This window comes from Rheinheimera gaetbuli (assembly GCF_054781935.1).
Genome location: NZ_BAAGTL010000045.1, coordinates 1 through 2,174 on the forward strand (window position 1 = coordinate 1; position 2,174 = coordinate 2,174).

Annotated in this window: 2 protein-coding genes; both read left to right on the forward strand. The window is 49.8% G+C overall.

Annotation, left to right across the window (positions count from 1 at the left end):
* The first annotated feature begins 35 nt into the window (after window positions 1-35).
* Entirely contained in the window at window positions 36-875 is an 840-nt protein-coding gene (locus tag ACYVIC_RS19685) for a tyrosine-type recombinase/integrase (protein WP_460862696.1), read from the forward strand.
* Window positions 872-1,960, forward strand: a complete 1,089-nt coding sequence (locus ACYVIC_RS19690) for an IS91 family transposase (RefSeq protein WP_460862698.1) — start codon at window positions 872-874, stop codon at window positions 1,958-1,960. Before ACYVIC_RS19685 ends, ACYVIC_RS19690 begins: the two co-directional genes overlap by 4 nt.
* Window positions 1,961-2,174 lie beyond the last annotated feature (214 nt).

Here is a 2,174-nt window from a genome sequence, read left to right on the forward strand (position 1 = left end):
TCCGGGAATGTTCCCAGCAGAACCGGAGAATCATCATGACCCCGTTACGCCAGGCAATGATCGACGAATGTCGGTTGCGCGGTCTTGCCCAAAGAACCGAAGAAACCTATCTGTATGCGGTTGAGCAGTTAAGCCGCCACTATCACCAACGCCCTGACACCATTACTGAAGCGCAACTTGAGCAGTACTTCAGGTATCTGACGCTGGAGAAGCAGCTGGCTCGCAGCACTATCCATATACAACTCAATGGCATTTGTTTTTTCTTTAAAACCGTACTGCACAAAGAAATTACAATCACCAAACCGTTATCGCGTAAGCCTGTTAAGGCACCGGTGATATTAAAGCCTGCCGAAGTACAGCTTGTTATTTCACTATGCCCCGACAGAAAACTGCGTTTTATGTTGATGACCTACTATGGCACCGGCTTGAGGTTGATGGAGCTTATTCACACCAAGGTCGCTGACATTGATGGCCAGAGAAGCACACTAAAAGTGGTGGCAGGTAAAGGCAATAAAGATAGGTACGTTGTGCTGACCCCGGCCGTGCTTAACTTACTTCGTGAATACTGGCAGTTGTACCGCCCCCGGGATTATCTGTTCTACTCGGGTCGGGGCATGGATAAGCCGATGTCCAGCAGTTGTATTACCAAGCCATTTAAGGAGGCGGTTCGCTCAGCAAACGTACCCAGTGGGTGTAGCCTTCACAGTTTACGCCATGCGTATGCCACGCATCAGTTAATGGCGGGAATGCCACTGAATGAGCTGCAAAACCAGCTCGGTCATACCGACATTAGAACGACTCAGCGCTATTTGCACTGGCTACCGGAGATGGGCAGTGGTGCCAGAGATTTACTGTCTGGTTGGACGACACCGTGAGCTTGCATCTGAGTGATGTGTTGGCGCAGTTTTTACCGGACTACCAGCAACAGCATGCGATGAACTATCAGCAACAAGCTGCCTGTAAGCATATACTGCAATGCCGAACCGCCGAGCTCGGGCAGCAGTTGTGGCAGTGTGATAATTGCCAACAGCAGCAGATGGTGTATTGCTCATGCCGTGATAGACACTGCCCACGGTGTCAGGGGCAACGTACCCGTGACTGGATAGCAGCGCAGGCTGCCAATCTGGTACAGGTGAAGTACTTCCACCTGGTGTTTACCTTGCCGCACGAACTGAATGTTATCAGTCAGTATGCTCCGGAAAAGCTCTATAAAAGCCTGTTTAATGCAGTGTGGCAAACGCTGAGTAAGTTCGCCCGGCAGCACCGTAAAATCCGTGGTGAGCTGGGCATGACGGCCGTACTGCATACCTGGGGCCAAACGCTGAGCCAGCACATACACCTGCACTGTTTAATCCCCGGCGGGATGTTAAGTACAGCAGAGCGCTGGCAAGTCATTGATAAAGGCTATTTGTTCCCGGTAAAAGCATTGTCCACAGTGTTCCGGGCGAAAATGCTGCAACAGCTGCGGGACGAGCAGCTGAATATCCCGGATAAAGACGCACTGCTGGCAAAGTCCTGGAGAGTATTTAGCAAAGCTTGCCTGTGTAAACCACAGACGGTACTGCGTTATCTCGGGCGCTATACCCGCAAAGGTGTGTTGCATGAAAGCCGTTTGCAATGCATCAGTGCAGAGGGCGTAAGCTTCAATTACCGGGACTATCAGGACGGTAACAAACGCAAAGTGATGACCTTAAACGGCACCGAGTTTATCCGTCGTTATCTGAGCCATGTGTTACCCAAAGGTTTTATGCGGATCCGGCACTATGGCTTGCTGGCAAATCGCTGTAGAAAGCGAAAGCTGGCGATAATCCGGCAACAGGAAAAACAGCCCAAACCTGAAGCGAAGGTAATAAGCACTGAGCAGCGAACACCGTGCTGGCACTGTCCGCATTGTCAGGTCGGGCTGCTGCATCTGGCATCGATTTTAGTTACGCGGCCATCAGGTCATCCTGACGGTTGAGCAGTGCAGCAGTAGAAGGTAAAAGACAGGCTTGGTGGCCTGCGGGAAAGTATTGCCAGTTAGTTGGTAAATCATGAAAATCAATGATGAATAGCATGATGACAGACAACAAAAATGCATCAATAGGGATAACCACAGCAACAAAGATGTGTAAATTAATTGTTCCCTAAAAAAACAAATTCCATTAGCATCAGTCATACCAAAAATTAAGCGA

Coding starts and splice junctions, on each gene's coding strand:
- ACYVIC_RS19685 (WP_460862696.1), top strand. CDS start 36: ATGACCCCGTTACGCCAGGCAATGATCGACGAATGTCGGTTGCGCGGT.